Source organism: Halomonas sp. MMSF_3323 (assembly GCF_030733595.1).
GTDB classification, from domain to species: Bacteria; Pseudomonadota; Gammaproteobacteria; order Pseudomonadales; family Halomonadaceae; genus Halomonas; species Halomonas litopenaei.
In genome coordinates this window covers 17,076-39,628 of record NZ_JASHIT010000038.1, presented here as the reverse complement: position 1 = coordinate 39,628, position 22,553 = coordinate 17,076, and the positions used below count along the sequence as shown (strand labels likewise).

Sequence of the window (22,553 nt, the reverse complement as noted above, 5' to 3'; positions counted from 1 at the left end):
ACAGGCGCCCTCCCCCCTTCGCCGCAACCTCAGCATATCGGCCTTGCTCCAAGCCTTGTAGGGCACCTTTCGGCCTATTGGTCCCGCACAAACACTCGCTCTCCGGCAATCCAGGTTTCACTCACCCGGGTTTGCCAGAGCTCAGCCGGATCGGCACGCAGAATATCGGTATCCACCAGCACAAAATCCGCCCACTGCCCCGGCATCAAGCCACCCAGGCTACCCTCCTGGTGCGCCGCGTAGGCCGCATCGACGGTAAAGCCGCGCAGGGCTTCGGCCACGGTGAGCTTCTGCCCGGGCAGCCAGCCTCCTTCGGGCTGGTCGTCGCGGTCTTCCCGAGTCACGGCGGCGTGCAAGCCGTAAAAGGGGTTGGCAGGCTCGACCGGAAAGTCGGAACCCGCGGCGATACGACTACCACTGTCCATGAAAAAGCGCCAGGCGTAAGCACCGGCAAGACGCTCCTGGCCTAGCCGGTCGCCGGCCATGTTCTTGTCGCTGGTCGCATGGGTGGGCTGCATCGAGGGAATGACGCCAAGTTCCGTAAATCGCGGTATATCATCGACGCTCACCACCTGCGCATGCTCGATGCGATGGCGAAGCTCACGCCGCTGGGGATCCTGCTCCAGGCTACGCGCATAGACGTCCAGAGCGACACGATTGGCCCGGTCGCCTATCGCGTGCATATTGGCCTGGAATCCCTGGCTGCTGACCTGATCGACCAGCGCCTGCAGGGCATCCTGATTCTGGATCATCAGTCCGCTGGAATCGGGTCTATCACTGTAGGGTGCCAGCAGCGCCGCTCCTCTGCTGCCGAGGGCGCCATCTGCATAGATCTTGACGCTGCGAATATCCAGCCAGTCTTCGGGGTCGTCGTGGATGCCCTGCGCGAGAATCTCGTCAAGCTGTGGGTCGCTTGAAGACACCATCGGGTAGATGCGCACCCCCAACTCACCTGCATCGGCCCTGGACCGGTACATCTCAAGCTCAGCGGCGCTGGCGCCGGCATCGTGCATTCCGGTGATGCCAAGCTCCTGCAGATGTGCCACAGCGGTATCGAAGGCCTTGGCCATTTCCTGTGCACTGCGCGGGGGAATCTTGTCGGTGATAAGCAGCTCGGCATTGTCGATGAAAACGCCGGTCGGTGTGCCGGCATCATCACGAATGATCTCGCCCCCTTCCGGTGCCTGGGTCTCGCCATCCACGCCTGCCATTTCCATGGCCTTGCTGTTGACCCAGATCGCATGCCCATCCACTCGACTCAGCACCACGGGGCGATCGGCAATCACTTCATCGGGCACTTGCGCGGTGGGAAATGCCTTGCCGTCCCACAGCACCTGATTCCATCCCCTGCCGCGTATCCATTCCAGATCGGGATTTGCCGCGGCGAAGTCGGCGACGGCATCAGCGCTCTGCTCGGCCGACGCCAGGCCACGCAGCTCGACCTCTAGCAGGCTATAGCCGAGCCCCATCAGATGCCCGTGGGCGTCGATCAGGCCAGGCAACAGCGTACGGCCTCCTGCATCGATCGTTGCCTGTGGTTCAGGATACTGCGATAGCAGTTGCTCATCGCCTCGTGCCACCACCTTGCCATCCTCGACGACAAGGGTGGTAAAGCTCACCAACTGGCGATAGGCATCGAAACCGTAGCCGTTGGCATCATGAATCACGGTGGCATCGGCACAAACACCAAGACTGGCGCCGGCAACCGACAACGCAAGCAACGTTTTATTGAGCATGGGCCCACCCTGTCATCTTGTTGTCATAAGGCCTGAATCAACTTTCAGCCTAGCCGTATTGTTCGGCGGCACCCTACGAGCATGGGGGATACAAGAAAGGACTATTACTTACAAACACCGAGGAAAAAGAAGGCAAATAGACGAAGACAGGACCACCAACCTGGGATACAACATCAGCACGCCCAGTCACCGCTGTCGACGGAGAACCGTGCGGTGCATGTCTTCGAATCAGGCTTGAGTGCTTTGAACATCTTGAGCGGATAAGGCGGTCGATTTCATCGCCCCCCTGCTCGGCTAGCCTGGAAGTACTCCTTACCGAAACGACGCCGGATCCAGCCTCGCCGGCGGTTGTGACCACGACTTCGTGCTGACCGTAAACCATGACGGCGACAGCGACTCCACCGGCGCCATCGCCGGCAACCTGCTGGGTGCTATCCACGACGAGGCAGCGATTCCCGCAAGCTGGCTGGGTGCACTGGAGTTGCGCGAGACCATCGCCACAATGGGCGATGCGCTCCACTCCGGACTCGCCCCCCGACACGCAGGCGGCGGGGAGTCATGAAACGACTGCCCCTCACGATGCGCTGACCCGGGTTTGGACGATCCGTCGGACGGTCCAGTGCATAGCGGGGCGATTTCACTGCCCACCCCGCCGTCTGCACGGCCAGTCCGAGGCATCGGGTTGTTGGCGACGGCAAAGCGCTTTCTGAGCCACGGCAGAGGTTCACCAGACATCCAACACACTGGCATAGCCTTCCGTTGCCAAATTTGATGAGATAGCCCCCATCGACACGGCGGCACAAGGCCGTCGGCTTATCAGACAGGGAATCGCAGTACATGATCCTCACCCTCAACCAGCTGGAACGGCACCTGTTCAAGGCCGCCGACATCTTGCGTGGGCGCATGGACGCCTCTGAGTTCAAGGAATACATCTTTGGCATGCTGTTCCTCAAGCGCTGCTCGGACGTATTCGAGCAGCGTCAAGAGGAAGTCCGGGAGCAGCTCAAGCACGCCGGCAAGAGCGATATCGACATTGCCCACGTCATCGACATGCCTAGCTGGTACAAGGCCACCTTCTTCGTCCCTGAGCAGGCCCGCTGGTCGTTTCTTCTCAAGGAAGCCCACCAGGGTGTCGGCAACGCGCTGAACAAGGCGCTGGCCGGTCTGGAGGAGCATAACCCCAGCCTTGCCGGGGTACTGGAGCATATCGACTTTACCCGCAAGGTAGGGTCTACCACCCTGCCGGACAAGAAGCTGCGCGACCTGATCACCCACTTCAGCGAGTACCGGCTGCGCAACGAGGACTTCGAGTTTCCCGACCTGCTGGGTGCCGCCTACGAGTACCTGATCCGCGATTTCGCCGACTCCGCCGGCAAGAAGGGCGGCGAGTTCTACACCCCACGTACCGTGGTACGCATGATGGTGCGGCTGATGAATCCCCAGGAGGATCACAGCGTCTACGATCCCTGCATGGGCTCGGGCGGTATGCTGATTCTGTCCAAGGAGTACCTGGAGGAACAGGGCGGCGACCCACGCCGACTCAACCTGTTCGGCCAGGAGGCCTCCGGTTCGGTCTGGGCCATCGCCAAGATGAACATGCTGCTGCACGGCATCGGCAGCGCCGACCTGCGCAACGACGACACCCTGACCGACCCGCAGCACGTCGAGGGTGGCGAACTGGTGCGCTTCGACCGCATCCTGACCAACCCGCCCTTCTCCATCGGCTATACGCCGAGCCAGCACTTCCCCGAGCGCTTCCACTACGGCAGCGTGCCGGAGGGCGCCAAGAAGGCCGACCTGATGTTCCTGCAGCATATGGTCGCCTGCCTCAAGGCCGACGGCATGCTGGCCACCGTCATGCCTCATGGCGTGCTGTTTCGCGGCGGTGACGAAAAGCGCATCCGCGCCGGCCTACTCGAGGACGACCTGATAGAAGCGGTGATCGGCCTGGCACCCAACCTGTTCTACGGCACCGGTATCCCCGCCAGCATCCTGGTACTGCGTGCCAAGGGTGCCAAGCCCGAGGAGCGCAAGGGCCGGGTACTGTTTATCAATGCCGATAGGGAATATCACGAGGGCCGCGCCCAGAACCACCTGCTGCCGGAGCATATCGAGAAGATCGCCAGCACCTTCGAGGCGTTCTCCGAGGTGCCCGGCTTCGCTCGAATCGTGCCGCTCGAGGAGCTGCGCGACAATGACTACAACCTCAATATCCGCCGCTACGCCGACAACACCCCGCCGCCGGAGCCCCAGGATGTGCGCGCCCACCTCGAGGGCGGTGTACCGGTCAAGGAGATCGACGCCAAGCGCGCGCTGTTCGACGCCCAGGGCCTGGACCCCATGGCGCTCTTTATACCGCGCGGCTCTTGTGAAAAGCCTGACCCCGACTATGTGGACTTCGCCGAGCGTTACAAAGAGAAGCGCGACCTCAAGCCTGCCATCGAGCGAAACGAGGGCCTGAAGGCCAAGGAAGCCAGCGTGATCGCCGCCTTCGAGACCTGGTGGGCCGAACACGGCGATAGCATCACCCACCTCTCCGCCGAAGGCGGGCGGCTGACGCAACTGCGCGACGAACTGCTGGGCAGCTTTACCGCCGCCCTGGAACCCACCGCCATGCTCGACCGTTTCTCGGTGCGCGGCATCATCGCCGGCTTCTGGTTCGACAACAAGAACGAGTTCCGCACCCTCCAGGCCCGTGGCTGCCTCGGCGTGGTGGATGCCTGGCGCACCAGCATCAGTAGCCTCTTGGAGGATGAGCAGAGCAAGGCCAATCCGCTGGATCACCGCCTGGTGCACTTTCTCTTGGAGGACTACGTCACCGAGCTGGAGCAACTCGCCGCCCGCAAGGCCGAGCTGGACGCCCGCATCAAGGCCGCCGAGGCCAAGCCCGATGGAAGCGACAGCGGCGACGACGGCGACGAAGCGGCATCAAGCGAGGACGACGACGCCCCCACCCCGGCCGAGATCAAGGCCTGGAAGAGCGAGCGCACCCAGGTGCGCAAGCAACACAAGGCCAAGGTTGCGAACTTCGAGACGCGCCTGAACCAGGCCGTGGACGCCCTGAACGAGCCCACCGCCGCCGCGCTGGTGGGCAGCATCTTGCACAACGACCTCAAAGGCATCCTCGAGCGCTATATCCGTCAGCAGCGCCAGCAGGTGATTTCTGCCTTCGAGACCTGGTGGGACAAGTACCGGGTGACGTTGGCCGATATCGAGGCCGAGCGCGACACCGCCGCCAAGGAGCTTAAGCAGTATCTGGAGGGGCTGGGGTATGTCTGAGTGGACCTATCGGCGAATCCGAGACCTTCTGGAGACCAGCTATGCGGGTGAGTGGGGGGCGCCTCCCTCACCGGGTAATGCACGTGTGCTTCGGGCGACAGATATTGATTCTGACGGACGAATCAATGGTCAGGGTGCTCTGAGGAAGATTTCGCCAGCCATTGTCCAGACGAAGCGCTTACAGCGAGGCGACATCATGCTGGAGGCCTCTGGCGGTAGCCCAGAGAAGCCAGTGGGGCGAGTCGCATTCTTTTTTAATGAGGGTGGTGAACTACCTTTTCTCACCTCGAACTTCTATAAAGCCCTCCGTCCGGCTAGTGGTGTAGAGCCCAGATTTCTCCATTGGGCTTTGCTTCGATTTTATCGGCAGCCAGATATTCTGCAGTTCCAGCAGCAAACTACGGGCATTATCAACCTGAAATTTCAGGATTACCTTGATGCAAAGATCTATGCTCCTGTCGCTCAAAATGAGCAAAAACTCATCGTCCATATCCTCGACACCCTCGACACCCAGATCCAGAAGACCGAGGCGCTGATCGCCAAGCTGGAGAAGGTCAAGGAGAGCCTGCTCCACGACCTGCTGACCCGAGGCATCGACGAAAATGGACGGCTACGCCCCAGCCCCGAGCAAGCGCCGGAGCTTTATCAGGAATCGCCTCTGGGGTTGATTCCGAGGGAGTGGAAAATCAAGACAATTGGTCACTTGTCTTCTTCTATCGTCGATGGTCCGTTTGGGTCAAATCTAAAAACAGAGCATTATATCACCGTCCCTGGAATTCGAGTCATCAGGTTACAAAACATCACCCCTTTTGACTATGACGACAGCGACTGCGCCTTTATTAAAAATGATCATGCAGCATTATTATCGAAGAACACAGTCAACCCAGGAGATTTATTAGTTGCTTCTTTAGGCGATGGCACGCACCCCGCTGGGAGAGCATGTCTATATCCATCCGGTCTACCTAAAGCAATTAACAAGGCAGACTGCTTCCGTTTAAGGCCTAATAAAAATTTAGCCACCAACAACTACCTAATGTTGTTTATGAACTCTGATATTTTTGCCAAGCAGAGTCGAAAATGGACGCAAGGTGTGACCCTACAAAGGGTAAACACTACAAGCCTGAAGCAAATCATTGTTTCTTGCCCTCCCCTTGGAGAGCAAAAAATCATTTCCCAGAGGATCAATAAGTCTCTCAATCTTTTGTCAACCCAAAAAGAAGAGTTAGATAAGCTGAAATCAAAAAAACAAGGCCTCATGGACGACCTCCTGACCGGCCGCGTCCGCGTTACGCCGCTACTGGAACAGGTCCAGGCCACCACCCCGGCATAGACCGGGGCGCTTGCCACAACATCACAACACCAGGACGACACCGCCCAGGGAACTGCCATGACCACCTTCGACAGCACCAAGCGCTCGCTTCCCGATCTGCTCAAGGAAATCATCACCGGAAAGATCCAGCTCCCCGACTTCCAGCGCTGTTGGGTGTGGGGTAATGCATGGCGTAGGGCCAATCAGACAACTAAAATGGAAAGGACACAACTTACGCAAGACTGCAGGGAAGCTAACTGATGATAGTATCGATTCCTGATTGGACCACAGAGGGCGTCCTGCCTCCCGTGGATGCCGGCAGTCCGACATCTCCGTCCCGCTCTCCCTATGCGGTTTCGCTCATTGATCTTGTCCAACGCTTCGGCACATCCAAGGAACGCATCGAAATACTCGATGGCTTCCTGAATTACAGGCAAGGCCTACACGATGCGGGACTGACACAAGGCTTTCAGTGGCTGGATGGTAGCTATCTGGAGCACGTTGAGGCACTGGAAAGCCGCTCACCTAATGATATTGATGTAGTCAGTTTTATAGAGTTTCCTGGAACCATATCTCAACTACAGATCAAAGATCGTTATGATGAGATTATCGGTCTGACCAGAAGCACGAAGCTCGCTATCAAGCGCAAGTATCAAGTGGATGCTTATCTGGTATCCCTTGCACTTTCTCCTGCCGACCTTGTCGCACAAACGTCTTACTGGTACAGCATGTGGTCTCACCGTAGAAATAGCACTTGGAAAGGATTTGTCCAACTACCCCTATCGCCAGATTCGCGCGCAAGGCACGCGCTTGAAGAAATGAAGTATCCGGGAGTCACTGCATGAACCATCAAGAATATGTGGCATTGCAGGCTGAACGAAATGCACTCCAGGCGATGCTAGACAAGATCCCTGAAGATCGCGTTCTAGATAGGGCCAGTTTGGAGATCCGCCTGGAAGAGGTTGCTGAGCTATTGGCAGAGACTACCCTACCGGAGCGAGAGTTAACCAAGGCCGTTCTGACATTCAATGGACGACCAGTAGCAGGCTCGGAAGGGGTTCTTGCTGATTTTGCAACCAAAGCGCTGGCTGCATTTTCCGAAGCAATCACCGCTGTAGGTGCCTCTCTTCATGCAACCTTAGCGCCTACTGGGCCGGTGCCTAACCGTCAGCAGTATCAAATGATGATCACCGGCACCGCACGAGGATCTTTCGGTTTTCAACTCGAGGAATCAACGACCCAACTTGAGTTAGACGAAGACAGTACAGTTGCACTAGCACTAGAGGCAACTCGAAGCCTACTAGATGGCAGTGTCGGAGTCGATGATGAGCAACTAGCGGAAGCCGCTGCTGACATGGACCAGCGTGCTCTTGACAAGATTCGCAGCTTTGTAAGCGTGCTAAATGACAATGAAGCCGTTTGCACTTTAATGCACGCTAAGAAATCATTCCGCTTCAAGGATGCGAGTCAAGTCAAGCGAAGTCTCGAGAGACTAAGCACAGAGTACCTTTCTGAAAACGAAAAAGTTATATCGGTTAAATTTGGAGGCGCCCTGCCTCATAAGGGCAGCTGCGAATTCCAGATCGAAGGCAACAAAGAATGGCTGACAGCGAAAATTGGCCCCGGCGTAGAAAGTCCAGATATCATCAACGACCATCGCGGTGAAAAGGTCGAGGCTAAGATGCTGGTGACCCAGGCTGGACGTGGTCGGCCACGCTATAAGCTGCTAGAGCTACCTGCCTGGTCATCTCATCAGACATTGGACTGAGAATGCCGTCAGTGCTCGGCTTGCCACTCCACCCATCCAGTCGCAGCTTGTTTCCCGAGGGGCACCGGATTGCCTACCATCAGGGAACGCTAATCGCCTTGGAGCTGCAACAATGACAGGTCCTGAGTACACGGATGTCGAAAATCCCTTAACCGATCGGCTAGTGGGTCACCCGAGTTCGACGCCTATCTACCGCTGGCCCGCTTCAGCAACCGGCTAGATGATCTTGCCGAGTTCGTGCCATGGCCGCTGCTGCAGGCGCAGGACTTCCGTCGAGACCCGGAGGATCCGGAGAAGACTGAGCGCTACCAGGCCGAAGCCTTGGTGCATCACCACCTGCCGGCCTCGGCACTGCTTGGCATTGGCACGTATACTGATGACGTGCGAGACGCCGTAGAAGCTCAGGTAGCGGCACTCAAGCTTCCGCTGAAGGTGGTGACACGACCCAACTGGTTCTTCCAATGATTGAATACACCCGTGGCAATCTGATCGAGGCCGACGTAGAGGCGATCAAGGAAGGTCTGCAACACTGGCCCGACGATGTGGCCGGCCAGCGCAAGCTGCGCCTGTTCTCCGATGGTCTGATAGCGCTGGCGCTGGAGCGGCTTACCGGTATGGCACACCCGACCCGGGCCTTGGCCTAGCCACCCTGGCGGCTCGTTCAAATCGAATCAATGCCTCTGAATGAACGGCTGTCTCGCGCACCAGGGCCAGGCGTCACGCCAGCGGCAGACTACCGATATGGTCACCTCGATCCGCTGCGGCGATCGAAGCCAAGGCGCTGACGAACCCATAACGACAACGGACCGGTCTATGCCGACCTACGGCAATATCCTTTTCAGACAGGACGAGAACAGCGCCTTCACCACGGCTCGGCGGGCACCACTAGGCTTCACCGATGGCCGCAACGAGGCCTGGCTGCGTGACCTTCTCGCCAGCCACCCGGATCTGTTGCCGATTGAGGAGGTGGACCCCTCCTTCGCCCCGCTGGTGCCGCTGTGTACCGAACTCTCGACCGAGGCAGGCCCGGTGGACGCCGTCTTTATCAGCCCTTGTGGCAGGCTGACGCTGGTGGAGTGCAAGCTGTGGCGCAACCCGGAGGCGCGGCGCAAGGTGATCGCCCAGATCCTCGACTACGCCCGGGCCGTGTCCCAGTGGAGCTACGCCGACCTGCAACGTCGGGTCGCGGCGGCGAGCGGCCTCAAGGGCAATGCGCCCTTCGAGGCCGCCCGGGAGCTCAAGCCAGACCTGGACGAAGCCGCCTTCGTGGACGCCACCGCCCGCGCCCTGCGCGAGGGACGCTTCCTGCTGCTGATCGCCGGTGACGGCATCCGCGAAGGCATCAGCGGCATGGCCGAACTGATCACCCGCAACGCTGCACTGGGCTTCAGCTTCGGGCTCGTCGAGGTGGCGCTTTACGAGTTCGGCGACCAGGGCTTGGCGATACAGCCTCGTGTGGTCGCCAAGACGGAAACCATCGAGCGAACCTTCGTTCATGTCCAGACTGGCGACAGCCGCGTGCTGCGTGACATCACCGACGACGACGGGGCCGAGAGTGGCAGCGAATCTGCTTCGGTGACCGATGAGCGCACCTGGTGGGAGTCCCTCACCCGCTTAAGCTTCGATGATCCCGAGCAGGAGCCTCCGGTCTATCGCCCCCGCAACCATATCCGCGTTCCTCTTCCCCACCCAGGCCTCTGGCTCACCGCCTATCGCTCCATGGGAGAGGACATCTGCGGCGTGTTCCTCGCAGGAAAGAAGTCAGAGCTTCCGGAAATACTCGATACGCTGAACGAAGAGCGCGCACAGATCCTCGCCGAACTGCCTGGCGGCACCCAGGAACGCCTTCAGGATGACCCTGAGCGGCTCGGTTTCGCCTGTTACGCACGACTTGGCGAATTCACCAACGACAACGAGTGCCGTGCCTGGCTGGCGCAGCAGCTCAACCACTTCGTCAACGCCTTCCGCCCACGGCTGAAGGCGATGGTCAAACAGGGGTAACGCATGGCAGGACCCGAATACACGGACGTAGAGAAGCCCTTCATCGACCAACTGGTGAGCCAGGGTTGGCAGCACCTGGTCGGATCGCTGGATGATCCGGCCGTCACCCACCGCGAAAGCTTCGCCCAGGTGGTCATGGAGCCAGTGCTGCGTGAGCGCCTGCGGAGAATCAATCTGCGCAATGGCGAGCCTTGGCTCGACGAGGCGCGTCTGGATCAGGCAGTCGCAGCGATCATCCGCCTACCGGCCAGCAAGGTGCTGGAGGCCAACAAGCTTGGAACCGAGCTGCTGCTGAACGGCCTGGCCGTCGAGGGACTCGAGGACTGGGACGGTGGCCGAGGCCAGACCCTGCGCTTCATCGACTGGGACGAGCCCCTCAACAACACCTTCACCGTGGTCAATCAGTTCAAGGTGAAGTGCCCGCCTGGCCACGACTCGGCCAAGGGTCACGTGATCCCGGACCTGGTGCTGTTCGTCAACGGCATCCCGCTGGTGGTGGTGGAGTGCAAGAGCCGCACCGTACCGGAGGGACTCAGCCAGGCGGTAGACCAGCTACGCCGCTATCACGACCAGCGTTTTGTGGAAAATGAAGTCGAGGAGCACGAAGGGGCACCGGCGCTGTTCGCCACCAGCCAGTTTCTGGTCGCCAGCAACTTCGATGAGGCGCGGGTAGGCACCATTGGCGCCCGCTTCACCCACTATCTGAGCTGGAAGACGGTGACACCACAGCGCGAGGCGGAGGTGGCCATCGATCTCGGGGTGGCGGATCTCTCCGCTCAGCAGCGCCTGGTTGCCGGCATGCTGACCAAGGCCAACATGCTCGATATCGTGCGTCACTACACCCTGTTCATGCAGGTGGGTGGGCAGGAAATCAAACTGGTGTGCCGCTATCAGCAGTTTCGCGGCATGACCCGCGCCGTGGAGCGACTAAAACATGGCAAGACGCGCCGCCAGGACGGTGAATCCGACCGCCGCGGCGGCATTGTCTGGCACACTCAGGGCAGCGGCAAGAGCCTCTCCATGGTCTTTCTGGTGCGCAAGCTGCGCACTGACCCGATGCTGCGCCGCTTCAAGGTGGTGGTAATCACCGATCGCAAGGACCTGCAGAAGCAACTGTCCGAGACGGCGGAACTCACCGGCGAGAGCGTCGACAAGGCCGGCAACACCGCCCGGCTCCAGAAGCTGCTGGCACGCGACGGCCCGGGCCTGGTGTTTGGCACCATCCAGAAGTACCGGGACTCGGACGACGAACCCGATGGCGAGGATGAACAGCCCTCTAAGGTCTACACCTGCGCCTCACCAGGGCTGGACAGCGGTCGGCAAGATGCCGCCGAACGGGAGGCCTCGACGAGCGTCGGCGCCCCGAGGAAACCCTCCCTCAGCGAGCCCTTCGAGGTACTCAATACCAGCGAGGACATCCTGATCCTAGTGGACGAAGCCCACCGCACCCAGGCCGGCGACCTGCACGCCAATATGATGCGCGCCCTGCCCAACGCCGCACGCATCGGCTTCACCGGCACGCCCATCATCATGGGCGACAAGAAGCGCACCCACGACATCTTCGGCGAGTACATCGACCGCTACACCATCAAGGAGGCGGAGCAGGACGGTGCCACGGTACCTATCCTCTACGAAGGACGCACCGCCAAAGGGGCAATCAAGGACGGCGCCAGCCTTGACGGCCTGTTCGAAGACCTGTTCCGCGCCCATAGCAAGGAAGAGCTGGAGGCGATAGAGAAGAAGTACGCCACCAAGGGACAGATCTTCGAGGCACCTCAATTGATCCTGGAGAAGGCAAGGGACATCCTGCGCCACTACGTCACCCACATCCTGCCCAACGGCTACAAGGCCCAACTGGTGTCTTATAGCCGCCGGGCGGCGCTGCGCTACTTCGAGGCTCTCGAGCGGGCCAAGGTTGAGCTTCTTGAGGAAGCCATGGCGCTTTCTCCCGAGGACAAGGCGCTGGACGATACCCAACTCTTGAGCCGGCCCTTGCGAGTCAAGGCCGCGATCCAGGCCTGGCGCTACCGCCAGGTGCTGCGAGAGCTGGAGTTCGCCGTGGTCTTCAGTAGCGGCAACAACGATGACTCAGCCTGGGCCAGATGGAGCGATCGAACCGCCGTCGAGAACCACATCAAGCGCTTCAAGAAGCCGCTGCCGCCGCTCACGGGTGAAGCGCCCAAGGACCCTGCCAAGCATGATTCACTGGCTTTCCTGATCGTAAAAAGCATGCTGTTGACCGGCTTTGACGCCCCCATCGAGGGCGTGATGTACCTGGATCGCTCACTGCGAGAGGCGGAGCTGCTGCAGGCCATCGCTCGCGTCAATCGGACCGGTTTCGGCAAGACCCACGGCATTGTGGTGGACTACTTCGGCGTGGCCAATCACCTCAAGGAAGCGCTGGCCGCCTACAGCGAAGAAGACATCGAGGGCGCCCTGCAGAGTCTCAAGGACGAGATCCCGCTGCTGCGCGACCGTCATCTGCGGGTGATCGACGTGCTACGTACCCAGGGCGTGGATGACCTGGACGACGTCGAGGAAGCGCTACAGGCGCTGGCCGATGAGCGGGTGCGCGCCGAGTTCTTGGTCAAGCTCAAGGAGTTCAATCGTGGTCTGGATGAGGTGCTGCCGCGCCCTGAGGGACTCGAGTTCGTCAACGACGCCAAGCGCCTCGCCTATATCCACGCCCTGGCGCGCAATCGCTACAAGGACACCCCGGAGCTTGGCCGCGACATCGGCAACAAGGTGCGAAAACTGATTGACGACTACGTAATCTCGCTCGGCATCGACCCCCGCATCCCGCCGGTTCAGCTCACCGACGCCGAGTTCGACGAGCACCTGAATCGCCAGGTGGGCGACCGTGCCAAGGCCTCGGAGATGGAGCACGCGGTGCGCTCCCACGTACGCAAGCATCTGGACGAGGACCCGGTGAAATACGGCCGCCTCAGCGAGCGCCTGGAGGAGCTGCTCGACCAACTCGATGGTCAGTGGGCCGAGCAGGTGGAGGCACTCAAGACGCTGATCCAGCAACTGCGTGACGGCGCCAGCGTCGATGGCGAGGCGATCCCCGAGATGCCCGCCTACGCCGAACCCTTCTGGCGCGAGTTGGTCGCCAGTGCTGGCCTGGAGGTAGCAAAGATGAACGCTGCCACCGCCCAGACACTGCTCGACGCCACCGAGGAAATCGTCGCCACGATCCAGCAGGAGATCGCCATCCCCGACTTCTGGAAGCCCTCCCATGTCCCGGACCAGGAGCGCCTCAAACAGCACCTGTTCAGTCAGCTGATGATGGGAAGCCTCGTTTCGATGGATCAGGCCGAAGCCACGGCCGAGCGGCTCTTCGACCTGGCGCGCAGCAACCACCATAAGCTGGTACACGCATGACGCAGCTGGCCGTGGACGATCTCACCTTCGAGGTGCGCGAGAGCTCGCGCCGCAAGACGCTGGAGATCACCGTGGACCGCGACGGCGAGCTGGTCATTGCGGCGCCTAGCGGCACCGATGAACGTCTGCTGCGCGACTTCGTGATCGAGAAGCGGTTGTGGATCTACCGCAAGTTGGCGCAGAAGGCGGAGCAGCGCCGCCGGCTGCCGCAGAAGGAATACGTCAACGGCGAGGGCTTTCTGTACCTGGGTCGAAGCTACCGACTCAAGCGGGTGGCCACGGACGCCCAGAGCGCCCCTCTCAAGCTCGTCAACGGGCGTTTTCAGCTACGCCAGGATGCGCTGCCCGACGCCCGCGAGCACTTTATCCGCTGGTACACCACCCGCGCCACCGCCTGGCTCCTTGCCAAGGTGAAGGAGCACGCTCGGCGGATGGGCGTGGAGCCGGCCGGCGTGACGGTGCAGGATCTGGGCTACCGCTGGGGGTCCTGCGGCAAGGGCAATCGGGTCTACTTTCACTGGAAGACCATCCTGCTGCCACGCCATATCGCCGAGTACGTCGTCGTACACGAATTGGTCCACCTACGAGAGCCCCACCACACGCAGGCCTTCTGGCGGCGCCTCGAACGCGCCATGCCGGACTATGAACAGCGCAAGGGTTGGCTCGCCCGTCACGGTATCGAGGTGGAGGGGGTGTAGAGCCAGGCCAACAGCTTGAACCGCAGACGCACCGTGTCAGCGACGGCGGAACGGGGTCAGCGATGATGGGCTCGGCTGGACTCAGCTTCGGCGCCCCGATCAGGACGTTGGCAGCAAGGAAAGACGAGAAACCTGACGGGAACTGCGGACGCCGTGCAGGCAACGTCGGACATGATTCAGCTAGGTTACACAAACGCGCTTAGGTACTGACAGATACCACGCCACGAGAAGGGAGAGATACACACTTGATGGGAATGGCACCGGTGGTCGGACTCGAACCGACACACTGTTTACAGCGGATTATTTTTAATAAAATCAATAGCTTATAATAAATACAGAGAAACAGATTTTACTAAAGTGTCACTCCTGATTGGGTAGCGAACTAGGACATCTTAGCCACAAGGCTGCATCGCTACGATCACCTGGATAGCTATGTCCTAGATGAAGATCGCTATCCAAGCGATTTGTCCCCGGACGGCTGAAGTGGACCCCATTCGTCGGTCCACCTGACAGGTCATCTAAGCTCGGATCAGTAGGTCATTGGCGTCAGGCCGCCTGGATCTGGGTGAAGTCCCCGGATAGCTCTGGATCGTCTCATGCTGCTGACTCTCTGAGGTCGCCCCCCTGAAAGCACTATGCTCTCGGGAGGTTGCTCGTCGGCCAAGCTGGCGAGTTCTAACCCACTACGGACAGAGCCGCGACACGCCTAGGGCGCGGCTCAGGCGATCTTGACACTCACCACTCCCGATCCTATGATTCGGGCATCCACGCCCCTGGCAGTAAGCCATCCCATACATCCCGGGATGAGCCGAGCCCTGGGGCGTTTTTGTTTCTGGAGAACGGAACGTGCCAACAGCGATACTCGTGGACGGCGCCTACTTCATCAAGCGCTTCCGCCGGATAGAGCCCGCGAACGCCTACGATGCGAAACGGGCGGCTGACTGCCTGCACCGCTGGGCTGTCAGTCACCTGCATGACGGCAATGGCGGCAAGGCCAAGCGACCTCGCCGCGACCTCTATCGCATCTTCTTCTACGACTGTCCTCCCTTGACCAAGAAGATGCACAATCCGATTACCAAGATGGCGATCGATTTCTCGAAGACCGATGAGGCAATCTTCCGCTCCGAACTGCACGCCGAACTCCTCGGCAAGCGAAAGCTCGCGGTGCGACTTGGCCATCTATCGGACGATGCCCAGTGGACCATCAAGCCACAGGTCATCCGTGAGCTTCTGAAGGGGAAAATCAAGTTCGATGACATCGACGAGGACGATGTTCAGATCGACATACGGCAGAAAGGCGTTGATATGCGAATCGGTGTCGACGTGACCTCCCTGACCCTGAAGAAACAGGTCGACCAGATAGTGCTGATCGCTGGTGACGCGGACTTCGTCCCCGCAGCCAAGATAGCGCGCAGAGAAGGAATCGATTTCGTTCTAGACCCTATGTGGCAGCAAATACCTTCTGGTCTTCATGAACATATTGATGGTCTACGGACCACCTGTCCTAGACCAACTTCAGCCAACAAACCAAAGCAGCCATAAGTAAATCTCAAGTGGCACTTGCTAGCGATCGCCTTAGGGAAGGACGGTTTGAATGAACCCACGAATCCTGGCGTTCAGTTCATGACCACATCAAAAAAAACTCAGTACACCACAACCAATTGCCGACACCTTTTCGCTTCAAAAAAAGCAACTTTCGACTCGATCCAGCAGGAAAGACTTTCGGTCATACCCCGGACTCAATGACATTTCCCCAACCAGAAAAAGCATGGTCACTGATGCAAGCGACGGCATTGCGACTCGACGAAATCTCGATGCCACAAACCACTGGTCGGCTTTAGTCGGTTGCATGGACTCATGACGTTCATCGCGACATGCGTTCAGGCTTTGAAACTAGGGAACTGCAGATAGGGGAAAACGAGCGTAAGGAGGGAATACACGAACTGCATTGGGAATGGTGCCGGTGGTCGGACTCGAACCGACACACTGTTTCCAGCGGCGGATTTTGAATCCGTTTTTCGACAACTCCAGGCCGCGCTTGCAACAGGCACTTGTCGATAAATCAACCACTTGCACTCTTACATTAGTTACACACAACACGTTGATTCGCCTCAATCTGCGACCAAACTGCGACCACATTGCGCAATACCACTGCAGCGGACGAGCGTCCGCTGCAAAAGTGACGGCGGTGTCGCCGGCCATTTTCACAGTGGATCTACAACCAAGGGATCATCAGAACGGCCAGGCCTTCAGCAAACCGCTGGAGCTTCTGGAGCAACTCGCCGCCCGCAAGCGCGATGCCCTCGAGTCCGGGCGCAAGGCGTCGGGGTAGGCGGGCATCACCTACGCCGGCGATCCCAGCAACCGGCAAGCGCTGATGGAGCCCTGAACCTCGCCGCCACCACCGGCCAGACCGCATTCGCACGCTGGAAGGACAGCGATAGCCAGTTCCACGCCGACCTCCCCGTCGCCGACGTCCGCCAGGCGCTGCTCGACATCGCCAACCGCCGCAGCGAGCTGATCGCCTGCGAAGGCGAGCTCAACGCCCAGACTGCTCTGGCCGCCGAGGACCGAACGGAGCTCGAAGCTGTGGAGTGGTCGGAGGGGGTGGCGTCTCTCAACCTGCCCATTCCGGCCGGTTAACCCCCGGCCGTTTTCGTTAGGATGGGGCCGTCATGCAATGAGCAAGGGGGGCACCAGGTGGAACAGGATCTTGCGACTCAACTACTCACCAAGATGACCGAGCTGAAGGCCACCGTGGAGGACAGCGGCTCGCTGTGGGTAGTGGCACTGCCTGCGATCATCACCGGCACTGTAGGCTTTCTCGCAGCGTTCATCCCCGCCGCGCTGCTGGAGCGCCGCAGGGAGATCCGCCAATACAGGACCCTTCGTGCCTCTCTGATCGCCGAGATATCCGCCATGAGCGAACTCATGCGATCACGCGGATACCTGGAGGACCTTCAAGCGGGCGCGGAAGGAGGGCTTCCGGACCTGTCAGTGAAAGTGCCCAGCGACTACTTCAAGGTCTTCAACGCCAACGTCGACAAGCTCGGCCTGCTGGAGCCCGAGGAGGCATCTCGCATTGTCCAGCTCTACCAGCTCGTTGAAAGTGTCATCCAAGATGTGATCCCCGGCGGGATCCTCTATACCGGTGAAGGCGGAAAGGAGACCTTCCAACAGGACCTCGCCTTCCTGAAGCGCGCCCTGGACCTCGCCGACCGGCTGATCGCTGACCATGCAGCCGACCAGCAGCGACGCCGCATGGGGGCGTTATCAGCCGTTAACGGGTGGTCCGTTCGGTAGGATGGGCAGGCACTGCGGAGCATTCAGGAGAGCGATATGGCAGCAGGGACAAGCGCAATAGCGATAGTTGGCGCCATTACGGGCGTGGCGTCGTTCGGCTGGCAGGTTTTCAAGTACCTCAAGGAAGGGCCGATCCTACGCATCAAGGTCTCTCCGGGCATGCAAGTAGTTGGTCCAGATGCTGAATTGGAGGAGGAACCTTGGGCGCTGGTCAGCATTGCGAATGCTGGCTCTCTGCCCACCACGATCACCCACCTGTTTAGCCACAGCTATCAAGGGCGGTTAGATAGACTGCTTAGAAGAAAGTCCGTCACCACCACGCTCTTCCCTCATCCCGACCCAGGTCGCTTGCCTAGCAAGCTAGCGCCAGGCGAGCTCTGGACCGGGATGGTGAAGGAAGAACACCTTCGAGAATCGCTCGAGCACGCTGACCATTTGTATGTGGGGGTTTACCACGTCTTCAGCGATCGCCCCAAGGTTGTACGGGTATCTCTGGAGAGGAAGGCCCGTGAAACGGATTCTGCAAAGTCTCAGACCTAGCTGTGATCTCTCGGTAGGTTGTTCATCCGGAGCCTACCCGGAAGACTGGAGATGCGAACCAACCAATCGCTCCAGGAGGCCCGGATGAACACCCATAAGAATGCCCGTCTCACTCCGCATGGTCGAGCCCTGCTGGCCGCTCGCGTGATCGATGAAGGGCTTCGGCCCAGAGAAGTAGCGCAAGCCCAGGGCGTCAGTGTGAGAACGGTTTACAAGTGGGTGCGTCGTTTCCGCGAGGAGGGTCGCGCCGGTCTCAAGGACCGTACGTCACGCCCTGCCCGAAGCCCCTTCGCGACAGGCGCGGCTACTGTGGAGCAGATCATCGAACGTCGTCAGCAGCGCCAGACCTATCGTCAGATCGCCGAGACACTGGGCATCGGCCACAGCACGGTGGCGCGCATTCTCAAGCGCAAGGGGCTGAACCGGTTGGCTGTCCTGTCACCGGCCAGGCCCGACAACCGCTACGAACACGACGCCCCCGGGGATCTCCTGCATCTGGACATCAAAAAGCTGGGACGCTTCGAGCGACCGGGACATCGCGTGACCGGCGATCGCCAGCAGAACACGCGTGGCGCGGGGTGGGAGTACGTTCATGTCGCCATCGACGACCACACGCGATTGGCCTTCAGCAGCGTTCACCCGGACGAGACGAGTTGGAGCGCCTGCCTGGCCCTGCTTCAGGCCATGCGCTACTACGCCAGCCTGGGCATCCGCTTCATCCGGGTGCTCACCGACAATGGCGCCTGCTACCGGTCCCGGCGCTTCCAGCGCCTGTGCCGGCGGCTGAGGCTGAAACACCGCCGGACCAAGCCATATAGCCCGCGCACCAACGGCAAGGCGGAACGATTCATCCAGACGGCGCTACGTGAGTGGGCCTACGCCCGGTCATACGCCAGTTCGGCAGAGCGTGGCAGGCACCTGCCCGCCTGGCTCCATCAGTACAACTGGCATCGGCCGCATGCCAGTCTGGATTACCACCCTCCGGTTAGCCGGCTGGGCCTTTCCGTGAACAACCTGGTGGGTTTACACACCTAGCTCTCCGTGGTGCATTTATCCAGCGCGAGCTTATGCCAAAGTTTCCGCTAGGCGGTGGTGTGTGATTGATAGCCATTGCCGGCTGATGCTAAAGCGAGCGCTAGGCTGTGCCAAGTTCGGCGCGCGGTTACACACAGCCGCCTCAGTGGCTATTCCCACCAATGGGAAACAACCGGCAAGGCATCGCCCGCCAGCTGCAGCGGCTCGCCGATGAGCGGAGTGACCAGTCGATACTCACGTCCTTGGCTGGCCGCCGCAATGCGCTCGAAGGGTTCCTGCCAGGTGTGCCGGGCGAGCGCGAACTTGCCAACATGGGCGGGCAGCAGTGCCGCGGCCCTGAGCTCTTCCGCCGCTTGCGCGGCCTCCTCGGGCGTCATGTGGATATAGGCCCAGCGCGAATCGTACTGGCCATGGTCCAATGCCACCAGATCGAAGCCGTCGAAGCGTTGCCCGATCTCGGCAAAGTGGGGCCCATAGCCGCTATCACCACTAAATAGGAGCCGTCGCTCGGGGGTTTCCAGAGCGAAACCGACCCACAGGGTCTGATTGCGCTGCAGCATGCGCCCTGAGTAATGCCGCGCGGCCAAGACATGCAACGTCAGCTCGTCGTCCAGTTCCAGGGTGTCGTTCCAGTCGTGCTGGTGGACGTTCTCGGGGTCATACCCCCACTGCTCGAAATAGGCGCCTACTCCCAGACCCGTCACCACGTTACCGACCTTGGATTTCAACGCCGTGATGCTGGGATAGTCCAGGTGATCCCAGTGATCATGGGTGATCAACAGGTAGTCGATGGACGGTATATCCTCGGCGCTGTAGGGGTTGGTGCCGGCAAAGGCACGATTGGCGAAGGGGACGGGCGCGGCATCCTCGCTGAAAACCGGGTCGATCAGGATCCGCTTGCCACCCAGCTGCACGTAATAGGAGGAATGCCCCAGCCAGATCACCAGATCCTGGTCAACATTCAGCGCCTGCAAGTCCGTCTTTACTGAAGGAATGGCGTCCTCCGGCGTCAGCCCCTCATTGCTCGCACGGAGGTTCTCGACGAGTACTGACAGGAAGCTGCGGTTCTGGGTGAACATCGGGGTATCCACCAGGTTGCGGAAGGCACCGTCCACGTAGTTGGGAGAGCGCTTGATCGTGGCGAGAGCGTTACCCTCGGGCAGCTCGCCGAACTTGGGGTGCTGAAGATAAGCCCACCCTCCCAGCAGCAGTACACCGGCGAGAGTGCCGATCACCGTTACCATCTTCCTAAACTTCTTTTTCATTTCGACATTTCCTGATGGGCAACGCTCCGACGAAACAGCGGATGCAATCAGGGCTGCGGGGATGTCCCGCAGCCCTGACGGTCGGTTAACAGGCGTTCACCGTTCGAACGGCTCGAGGCGGGATCAGATCGGCTGAGCGGTGGGGCGAAACAGGATCTCGTTGACGTCGACATCCTCGGGCTCGTTGATCGCGAAGGCGACCATGCGCGCGAAGCTGTCCGCCGGAATCGCGATTTGGCTGACGAAGTCCTTGGTCTGCGTCTGGATCTCCTGATCGCTGATATGATCCAGAAGCTCCGTTGCCACCGCGCCGGGCGAGATGACGGTGGTGCGGATGTTGTAGGGCTTCACTTCCTGGCGAAGCCCTTCGGAGAGGGCGCGAACACCGAACTTGGTCGCGCAGTAGACGGTCGCGTCGGGCCCCATCTTGTGACCGTAGACAGACGACACGTTGATGATGTGCCCGGACTGCTGCTGCTTCATGTGGGGAAGCGCCGCCGCGATGCCATACAGCGTGCCCTTCAAGTTGACATCGATCATCTGCTCCCACTCGTCGATCTTGAGCTGTTCGAGGGGAGCGAGCGGCATCAGGCCGGCATTGTTCAGCAGCACATCCACCTTGCCGAAGTTCTCGACTGCGGCATCGATCAGCCGGGTGACCTGCGCCTTGTCGGTGACGTCGGTGGCCACCGCCAGGGCCTGGTGGCCTGCCTCGGTGAGTTCCTTAGCCAGCGCATCGATGCGCTCCTGGCGGCGCGCGCCTAGGACGACGACGGCGCCCCGCTCGGCGAGGTGGCGCGCCGCCGCCTCGCCGTTGCCGCTGCTGGCGCCCGTGATGACGATTACCTTGCCTTTGACGTTGTCGATCATGTCATTTGCCTCTGTGTGTTCTGTTGAATGTTGCTTGTTCAGTGTTGAAGGGTCACCCGACGCTCGTCGGGGTCACTGCGCGGCGTCCATGCGTTCGATCCGGGCCGGCAGCGGGCCCTTGGCTTCCAGCGCCGCCGTGCTGCCGTCGATCCTCCCCAGGCGAACCAGGCCCCGCGCGTAGCCGAAGTCGCGATAGAAGATCGCCAGGTTTCCCCAAGGGGCGTAGAGGGTGATATCGCCGACCTCGGGGTCGATGCCCTCGGGCTCACTCTCCGTCGGTAGCGGGCCGGGAAGGTCCGCAACCTTCTCAATGGCGTGAAAGTCCTCGAGGCTCAGTTCCAGCGGCAGCATGTCCGCAAAGGCCCGGGCGGCCGGGGTGTCCTCGAGGGTCGCCGCGAGCGTCTGGCCTTCCAGGACGATCTGTATCTTCATGAGAATCTCCGTTGACGGGGCGCCGTCGGCTAAGGCTTTCGCCACGCAGGCGAGGGTGACGACGGCCATGGCGGCCTTGAGGGCCTGGCGCCGCATGGGATCAGCGCACCGTGTAGCCGCCGTCGACGGCCAGGGCGTGGCCCATCACAAAGGTCGAGCCGGGGCCGCACAGCCACAGCACCGGGTCGGCGATCTCCTCGGCGGTCCCCAGGCGACGGGCCGGGACCTGCTCCATCAGGATATCCATGGCCTCGGTCTCCTGCTCCTTCATGCCGGCGACCATCGGCGTATCGATGATGCCGGGGCAGACGGCGTTGATGCGGATGCCCTGGGCGGCATACTCGAGCGCCGCGGTCTTGGTCAGGCCGTGCACGCCATGCTTGGCGGCATGGTAGGCGCCGCGGCCCGGCACGCCGACGAAGCCGCCGAGCGAGGAGCAGTTGACGATGGCGCCGCTGCACTGCTCGCGCATCTGGCGCAGCTCGTACTTCATGCACAGCCACACGCCGCGCAGGTTGATGCCGTTGACGCGATCGAACTCCTCGCTCTCGAGGTCCGCGGTCTCGGTGGCGATCGACTGCACGCCGGCGTTGTTGAAGGCGGCATCCAGCGCGCCGAAGGCCTCGACCGTCTGCTCGACCATGGCCTTCACCGAGGCCTCATCGGTCACGTCGCAGGTGATGGCCAGGGTCTGGGCGCCGTTGGTGGCCAGCTCGTCGGCGGCGGCCCGAACGGCATCGCCATTCACGTCGGCGAGCGCCACCATCGCGCCGGCCTCGGCGAAGGCCCTGGCCGTGGCCAGCCCCATGCCGGACGCGGCGCCGGTGACCAGTGCGACCTTGCTCGTGAAATCATGACTCATGCGTGCTCTCCCGAAGTAAGTGATGGAGAGGATGGTACGCCGGGCTCGCCAGCACGATTAGCCCGGACAAT

At 60.6% G+C, this 22,553-nt stretch carries 20 protein-coding genes and 1 tRNA gene; 15 read left to right on the top strand and 6 right to left on the bottom strand.

Annotated features, from left to right (window positions below; all coding sequences use genetic code 11):
- Nucleotides 1-74: 74 nt before the first annotated feature.
- A complete protein-coding gene (locus RBB39_RS17745) occupies nt 75-1,736 on the bottom strand; it encodes an amidohydrolase (protein WP_045992773.1) in 1,662 nt (553 codons plus the stop codon).
- Nucleotides 1,737-2,100: 364 nt separating this feature from the next.
- On the opposite strand from RBB39_RS17745, the gene RBB39_RS17740 reads away from it, so the two are divergent.
- The 12 genes from RBB39_RS17740 (at nt 2,101) to RBB39_RS17690 (ending at nt 15,717) form a co-directional block, all read left to right on the top strand.
- The gene (locus RBB39_RS17740) at nt 2,101-2,298 is read left to right on the top strand and encodes an ADP-ribosylglycohydrolase family protein (RefSeq protein ID WP_045992772.1); all 198 of its coding nucleotides are present in this window, start codon (nt 2,101-2,103) and stop codon (nt 2,296-2,298) included.
- A gap of 275 nt (nt 2,299-2,573) precedes the next feature.
- A complete protein-coding gene (locus RBB39_RS17735) occupies nt 2,574-5,015 on the top strand; it encodes a class I SAM-dependent DNA methyltransferase (RefSeq protein WP_253028920.1) in 2,442 nt (813 codons plus the stop codon).
- Nucleotides 5,008-6,345 carry a restriction endonuclease subunit S gene (locus tag RBB39_RS17730; protein WP_052704346.1) on the top strand — a complete coding sequence of 446 codons (1,338 nt, stop codon included), beginning with the start codon at nt 5,008-5,010 and terminating at the stop codon, nt 6,343-6,345. Before RBB39_RS17735 ends, RBB39_RS17730 begins: the two co-directional genes overlap by 8 nt.
- 57 nt (nt 6,346-6,402) lie before the next feature.
- The gene (locus tag RBB39_RS17725) at nt 6,403-6,585 is read left to right on the top strand and encodes a hypothetical protein (RefSeq protein WP_045992771.1); all 183 of its coding nucleotides are present in this window, start codon (nt 6,403-6,405) and stop codon (nt 6,583-6,585) included.
- Nucleotides 6,585-7,169, top strand: coding sequence for a hypothetical protein (locus tag RBB39_RS17720; protein ID WP_083970401.1), 585 nt, complete (start codon nt 6,585-6,587; stop codon nt 7,167-7,169). The genes RBB39_RS17725 and RBB39_RS17720 overlap by 1 nt, the downstream gene beginning before the upstream one ends.
- Entirely contained in the window at nt 7,166-8,092 is a 927-nt protein-coding gene (locus tag RBB39_RS17715) for a hypothetical protein (protein ID WP_045992770.1), read from the top strand. The genes RBB39_RS17720 and RBB39_RS17715 overlap by 4 nt, the downstream gene beginning before the upstream one ends.
- Nucleotides 8,093-8,287: 195 nt before the next feature.
- Nucleotides 8,288-8,557 carry a DarT ssDNA thymidine ADP-ribosyltransferase family protein gene (locus RBB39_RS22800; RefSeq protein ID WP_083970400.1) on the top strand — a complete coding sequence of 90 codons (270 nt, stop codon included), beginning with the start codon at nt 8,288-8,290 and terminating at the stop codon, nt 8,555-8,557.
- A complete protein-coding gene (locus RBB39_RS17710) occupies nt 8,554-8,736 on the top strand; it encodes a hypothetical protein (RefSeq protein WP_045992769.1) in 183 nt (60 codons plus the stop codon). The genes RBB39_RS22800 and RBB39_RS17710 overlap by 4 nt, the downstream gene beginning before the upstream one ends.
- A gap of 169 nt (nt 8,737-8,905) precedes the next feature.
- Nucleotides 8,906-10,093: a hypothetical protein gene (locus tag RBB39_RS17705; protein ID WP_045992768.1), complete on the top strand. Its 1,188-nt coding sequence runs from the start codon at nt 8,906-8,908 to the stop codon at nt 10,091-10,093.
- Between the two features lie 3 nt (nt 10,094-10,096).
- The gene (locus RBB39_RS17700; protein ID WP_306169236.1) at nt 10,097-13,477 is read left to right on the top strand and encodes a type I restriction endonuclease subunit R; all 3,381 of its coding nucleotides are present in this window, start codon (nt 10,097-10,099) and stop codon (nt 13,475-13,477) included.
- Nucleotides 13,474-14,175 (top strand): M48 family metallopeptidase, encoded by a 702-nt coding sequence (locus RBB39_RS17695; protein ID WP_108448529.1) that lies wholly within the window; start codon nt 13,474-13,476, stop codon nt 14,173-14,175. Before RBB39_RS17700 ends, RBB39_RS17695 begins: the two co-directional genes overlap by 4 nt.
- 846 nt (nt 14,176-15,021) lie before the next feature.
- On the top strand, nt 15,022-15,717 hold the full coding sequence (locus RBB39_RS17690) for an NYN domain-containing protein (RefSeq protein WP_045992765.1): 696 nt from the start codon (nt 15,022-15,024) through the stop codon (nt 15,715-15,717).
- A gap of 413 nt (nt 15,718-16,130) precedes the next feature.
- Here RBB39_RS17690 and RBB39_RS17685 read toward each other — a convergent pair.
- Nucleotides 16,131-16,224: transfer RNA gene (locus tag RBB39_RS17685), tRNA-OTHER, on the bottom strand.
- Between the two features lie 651 nt (nt 16,225-16,875).
- Here RBB39_RS17685 and RBB39_RS17680 point away from each other — a divergent pair.
- The 3 genes from RBB39_RS17680 (at nt 16,876) to RBB39_RS17670 (ending at nt 19,053) form a co-directional block, all read left to right on the top strand.
- Nucleotides 16,876-17,478: a hypothetical protein gene (locus tag RBB39_RS17680; RefSeq protein ID WP_124802881.1), complete on the top strand. Its 603-nt coding sequence runs from the start codon at nt 16,876-16,878 to the stop codon at nt 17,476-17,478.
- Nucleotides 17,479-17,514: 36 nt separating this feature from the next.
- Nucleotides 17,515-18,018, top strand: coding sequence for a hypothetical protein (locus RBB39_RS17675; RefSeq protein WP_124802883.1), 504 nt, complete (start codon nt 17,515-17,517; stop codon nt 18,016-18,018).
- 84 nt (nt 18,019-18,102) lie between these two features.
- On the top strand, nt 18,103-19,053 hold the full coding sequence (locus RBB39_RS17670) for an IS481 family transposase (protein ID WP_124802885.1): 951 nt from the start codon (nt 18,103-18,105) through the stop codon (nt 19,051-19,053).
- A gap of 149 nt (nt 19,054-19,202) precedes the next feature.
- Here RBB39_RS17670 and RBB39_RS17665 read toward each other — a convergent pair whose 3' ends face one another.
- The 4 genes from RBB39_RS17665 to RBB39_RS17650 form a co-directional block, all read right to left on the bottom strand.
- The gene (locus tag RBB39_RS17665) at nt 19,203-20,318 is read right to left on the bottom strand and encodes an MBL fold metallo-hydrolase (protein WP_124802887.1); all 1,116 of its coding nucleotides are present in this window, start codon (nt 20,316-20,318) and stop codon (nt 19,203-19,205) included.
- Nucleotides 20,319-20,441: 123 nt separating this feature from the next.
- Nucleotides 20,442-21,185 (bottom strand): SDR family oxidoreductase, encoded by a 744-nt coding sequence (locus RBB39_RS17660; RefSeq protein ID WP_311767524.1) that lies wholly within the window; start codon nt 21,183-21,185, stop codon nt 20,442-20,444.
- Nucleotides 21,186-21,260: 75 nt separating this feature from the next.
- Nucleotides 21,261-21,620: a cyclophilin-like fold protein gene (locus RBB39_RS17655; RefSeq protein WP_124802891.1), complete on the bottom strand. Its 360-nt coding sequence runs from the start codon at nt 21,618-21,620 to the stop codon at nt 21,261-21,263.
- Between the two features lie 100 nt (nt 21,621-21,720).
- Nucleotides 21,721-22,482, bottom strand: a complete 762-nt coding sequence (locus RBB39_RS17650) for an SDR family NAD(P)-dependent oxidoreductase (RefSeq protein ID WP_124802893.1) — start codon at nt 22,480-22,482, stop codon at nt 21,721-21,723.
- Nucleotides 22,483-22,553 lie beyond the last annotated feature (71 nt).